Genomic DNA, 4,550 nt, shown 5'->3' with positions numbered 1-4,550 from the left:
GAAATTGTCGGTAAACATCATCGCATGTTTGTTGATCCTGATTATGCAAATAGCCGTGACTACGTCGATTTCTGGCGCGAACTCGCCAAAGGTAACTTTACCTCGCAGCAGTTCAAACGATTTGCCAAGGGTGGCAAGGAAATCTGGATCGAGGCATCCTATAACCCGATCTTTGATGCCGACGGCGTGCCGTACAAGGTGGTGAAATATGCCAGCGACATCACAGAACAGGTCAAACTTCTGACCGACCTGAAGCAGATGATCGACAGCAACTTTGGCGAAATTGACCAGAGCCTGGGTGAGCTTGAACAGCGTTCCACGGTTGCGCATTCGAGCTGTGAAGAAACATCTTCGAATGTGCAAACAGTTGCGGCGGCGGCTGAAGAGCTTGCTGCATCTATTGCCGAGATTTCTCGCAGTATGGCAGAGGCACGCGCATCAACCGATCAGGTGTTTGAAAAATCCATTGCCGCAGGCGCATCAACTGAGAAAATGAGCGAAGTCGTTACGGCGATGAGCAGCATCATTGATGTCATTCAAGGTATTGCAGGGCAGATCAATTTGCTGGCACTCAACGCGACGATTGAATCCGCCCGTGCTGGTGAAGCAGGCAAAGGCTTTGCGGTTGTCGCCAATGAAGTCAAAAACCTGGCCAATCAGGTTGCCAAGGCCACCGAACAGATTACTGGCGAGATCGAAGGTGTCCAGAACATCGCAGGCGAAGTCGCTGGCGTGCTGGGTTCCATCCGGACTGAAGTTGAAGATGTGCTGAACAATGTCACCACGATTTCCTCGGCCGTCGAGGAACAGAGTGCTGTGACCCAGCAGGTTTCAAGTAACATGCAAAGCATGGCGAACTCTGTTGAGCAGTTCGCAAGCAGCGTGAACTTTATCCGCGATGCGTCCTCGATCGTATCGGGCAGTGTCGGGCGGACCCGAGAGGCGGCACTGGTGCTTGCGCGCTAAGGGCTTTCAGACCAAAGCTCAGACCATTTTGAACAAAAGAGGCAGGATGCTTTTGCATTCTGCCTCTTTTTGTTTGTGAATGCATTGCTTGTGGAGATTATACCAAAATATATACGTAGGTATATTTCCCCTCCCCAAATGGGGATGTCGTATCAGGCATGGTCAGGCGATAGTCGGCACATCAAATGAACCCGTTTAGCGTAGTTGCGATATGCCGGAGTTGTCCATGAATTCACTGACATCCATAACTGTTGAAACCGCTGATGAGTTCGATGACGTCTTCGGCTTGATTGACGCGTCGTTTTCTGTTGCGGAACTGGACCTTGCGGGCAATGTCATCTGTGTGAACGACAATTTCCTTGCATTGACCGGATATGACGAAAAAGAGGTTCTCGGCCGTCACCATTCGATGTTTCTGTCGGACGATGTGGTTGAGGCGGCTGAGTACGGTCTGTGTTGGGTTGATTTGCGGGCCGGTAAATCCAAAAGTGTTATCTTGCCGTGGATCACCAAGACCGGGGAGCGCAAGTGGGTTGAAGAAACCGTCGGTCCGGTGAAAGATCGCAATGGCAAGGTCATCCGCATTGTCCGGCTTGGCGTTGATGTCACTTGGCGTCATGACAGTTTGGCCGACCTGCAGGGCAAAGTGGACGCGATTGAACATAGCCAGGCGGTCATAGAGTTTGATATCGCGGGCAACGTCCTGACAGCCAATTACAATTTCCTCGTCGCCATGGGTTACGGCCTGTCGGAAGTGGCAGGCAAACATCACAGCATGTTTGTTGATCCCGAATATGCCGCGAGTGCCGAGTACCGTGCATTCTGGCGAGCGCTGGCAAAGGGAAAAAACCGGGCCTGCCAGTTCAAGCGCTTTGGCAAGGACGGTCGCGAGGTCTGGTTTGAAGCAAGCTATAGCCCGGTTTACGGGGCCGACGGGAAAGTTTGCAAGATCGTCAAATTTGCCACCGATATTACCGAACAGGTCACGTCACTGGCCAATTTGAAATCGACACTTGAAACCGGTTTCGGCGAAATTGATCAGACCGTTGGCAAGATTGATCAGCGTTACGAGGATATTGCGGCATCATGGCGTCAGGCGCATGCGCATCTGGAAGTCAGTGCGATGGTTGCCGGACGGCTTGTCAGCAGTGTGGATGAAACAGCCCAACGCATGACCGAGCTGCGATCGGTTGCCGATCACGCATTCGATCATGCAATCGAGAGTGACGGCGCGATTGCATCGATTGAAAAGGCACTTGATGTATTGCGCGACTGCGCACGCGATGATCCCGCCATTATTGAGCAGATCGAAGTTTTGGAAAAATGCGTCGGTGAAACCGCACGTGTTTCGACAGCTGTCCGGGGGGATCTAAAGGCGATGCTCAGTCGGGTGGCGGTGGTGTCGCTGGCTGTTTCACAGCAAGCTGAAATCACCCATCAGGTCAGCAGCGAGATGCAAGGCGTACAGACTTCCCTCGAGACATCCCAGCGTTCGTTCAACGACATGATCAAGGCCGCAGAAGATATTCCCCTGATTGTTGGCCGAACGCGTGAAGCATCAGGCATTTTGGCACGCTAACCCTGCCGGGAGCGTGACACGAGCGGGAAAAGGGCGGGTATCGCAATGACGATATCCGTCCTTTTCTTTTGTGCCTGACGCAAGGGTATTTAAAACAGGCGCGACCCGTTTGGCACATCCTGATCCGGGCGGATCAGGACAATACCCTTGTCGTCATCCCCGTCGGGAAAACCAAGGCAGAGGAATTCCGACATGAAGGGGCCGACCTGCTTTTTGGGGAAATTGACCACACCGGCAACCTGACGGCCGATCAGCTTTTCGGGTGTGTAGTGTTTGGTGATCTGTGCAGATGTTTTCTTTGTCCCGATCTCGGGCCCGAAATCGACCCAGAGCTTGAGCGCTGGGCGGCGGGCCTCGGGAAATTCCTGTGCGTCGATCACGGTGCCGACCCGAATGTCGACCTTCAGGAAATCATCAAAACTGATTTCGGTGCTCATGGCTGTCTCCTTATTTTGGAGTCAGCTTAGTAAGATCGAATGTTTCTGGTAAGCCCAAACCATCAACGCGATATGAATTCCGGAGTTTGAGCAAAAACGCGTGATTGGCGACAGGGGCCACAAAAGAAAAATGGCAGGACCAAAAGGCCCTGCCATCAAGTAGATTACGGGAATTTAACAGCCAAAGCTGTTATTTCGAAGCTGCGGTCTTTTCGATAGCAGCTTTGAATTCGTCAAGGGATTCGGTAAAGCGAGTCTGCAGAAGAGCAAGAGCTTCTTCCTGGGACTTGGTTACCAGACCTGACAGTTCCTTGGCATTTGCAAGGGCTTCTTCGTAAGCCGTTTTTGCAGCTTCGGTCTGTTTTGCAGCCGAAGCCATCGGGTCGTCAGCGGAAGTAGCAGCGAAATCTTTGCCCTGGGTCTGAACTTTATCCAGCAGCGTTTTGAAGATCTCGCTCTGGCGCTGAGCGACAGCCTGGAAACCGTCGAAGGCCACCTTGTTGGCTTTGGTCAGGGCTTCCACGTTTTTACGCTGGAAAGCCATCATTTCGTTCACGTCTACACCCGGAACTTTGAAATCCGCAGTGTATTTGGTGAAGTCGAGATCAAAGAACGGATTGGTTGCCTTTTTTGCGGCGGTCATGGTTTGCACTCCATTAGTTTGCGACAGATATGCAATGAGGCGCTATTGTGCGCCGCACAAATTCAACTGCAATATGCCGGAATGATCGCCTGTCGTCAAGGATTATTTTGCACTGCACAAAAACTTATAGGTTATTGTTTTGTGTCAAAAACATAACCTTGGGTATATATCCGGTTTTTGCGTTTCAGATCAGGGAATTAGGTGTTGGCCGTGGTTGACGTCGCCTGATCTGATGGTGCATCGGCAGGGCTGTTATCGCCCGGGGACGGTGATTTTTTGATCGAGAAATTCCGGCACCGTTTCCTGATTTTACCACAAATCGATGATGCTTTGCCAAGACCCTTTTCAACCTGACGGTCCCAATTGGCGGCCTTGGAAAGTTCGCGATCAAGGTAGGCCATGGTCGGGCCAAAATCGGTGCTGTCATCATCAAGCCAGTGTTTGAAGGTCTTGGCGTAAACCGCCGTCAGGCCCGCAACCCGCATGCTGCCATGCAGGCCGGCTGTTTGAAAACCGGCGGCCTCCAGCATCCAGCGCATGGCGCCAAAATAGGTCTTGATCGCCCGCAGCCCGTCGGCCGGGCCAAGGTCACCGCCGGCATTGATGATCGATCGCAATGCCGTTCGGTAATCAGAGAGAATATCAAACCGTGCCATGATCACCGCGATCAGGCGGTCATGACCGGGTTCGTTGAAATCCTCAGAGTCGATATCGGCCAAAACTTCGCGGTCAACGCGTTTGACAAAGCGACGCAGAAGATCGCCCTTGCTGCTGCAATGGTCATAACATTCGGCAACCGAAACGCCGGCTTCGGTGGCGATATCAATCAGGGTGACATCATGCCAGTCCTTTTCTGCGGCCAGTTTCAGGGCCGCATCGATCAGGAGATTGGGGATATCCTTTTTGGGTGGCATGATGTTCTCCT

The 4,550-nt window shown here is 52.3% G+C and carries 5 protein-coding genes; 2 read left to right on the top strand and 3 right to left on the bottom strand.

Features of this window, described 5'->3' with window-relative positions; translation table 11 throughout:
• Positions 1–966 (top strand): methyl-accepting chemotaxis protein (locus B3Z49_RS09985; protein ID WP_296990467.1); only part of this gene is annotated, 966 nt, incomplete at its 5' end.
• 226 nt (positions 967–1,192) lie between these two features.
• Positions 1,193–2,545, top strand: coding sequence for a PAS domain S-box protein (locus B3Z49_RS09980; protein ID WP_296990465.1), 1,353 nt, complete (start codon positions 1,193–1,195; stop codon positions 2,543–2,545).
• An 89-nt stretch (positions 2,546–2,634) separates the two neighbouring features.
• Here the strand turns inward: B3Z49_RS09980 and B3Z49_RS09975 are convergent, their stop codons facing one another.
• The 3 genes from B3Z49_RS09975 to B3Z49_RS09965 form a co-directional block, all read right to left on the bottom strand.
• Positions 2,635–2,982 (bottom strand): tRNA-binding protein, encoded by a 348-nt coding sequence (locus B3Z49_RS09975; RefSeq protein WP_063088715.1) that lies wholly within the window; start codon positions 2,980–2,982, stop codon positions 2,635–2,637.
• A 190-nt stretch (positions 2,983–3,172) separates the two neighbouring features.
• Positions 3,173–3,625 (bottom strand): phasin family protein, encoded by a 453-nt coding sequence (locus B3Z49_RS09970; RefSeq protein WP_063088716.1) that lies wholly within the window; start codon positions 3,623–3,625, stop codon positions 3,173–3,175.
• A 197-nt stretch (positions 3,626–3,822) separates the two neighbouring features.
• Positions 3,823–4,550: TetR family transcriptional regulator (locus B3Z49_RS09965; RefSeq protein WP_296990462.1), on the bottom strand; the 728-nt coding region annotated here is incomplete at its 5' end.

The organism is Thalassospira sp. UBA1131 (assembly GCF_002311515.1).
Lineage (GTDB): Bacteria > Pseudomonadota > Alphaproteobacteria > Rhodospirillales > Thalassospiraceae > Thalassospira.
The sequence above is the reverse complement of the archived record's forward strand: the minus strand, read 5'-3'. Positions and strand labels throughout refer to the sequence as shown.